At 76.4% G+C, this 237-nt stretch carries 1 pseudogene; it reads right to left on the bottom strand.

From position 1 onward, the window contains the following. A pseudogene (locus tag ACR9ZG_RS19015) lies at nucleotides 1–237 on the bottom strand (imidazolonepropionase); the annotation flags it as partial.

Genomic DNA, 237 nt, shown 5'->3' with positions numbered 1-237 from the left:
CCCCTGCGCGAGAAACTCGGTCGCGAACCGGGCGCGGCGGGCGCGCAGCTCGTCGTCGGTCGCCTCCCGCGGGGCCGCGACCGTGCTCCGGATGCCGCCCGCCGAGTACGGCCGGCCGGCCATGCGCGCCTCGAACTCGGCGCCGCGGTCATCCCGGGCTTCGTGGACAGCCACACCCATCTGGTGTTCGCGGGCGACCGCCGCATCCTCCACCACGTCCGCATCGGAGACGGGGGC

It is taken from the genome of Leifsonia sp. KNZ12-8B, from assembly GCF_056755495.1.
The sequence above is the reverse complement of the archived record's forward strand: the minus strand, read 5'-3'. Positions and strand labels throughout refer to the sequence as shown.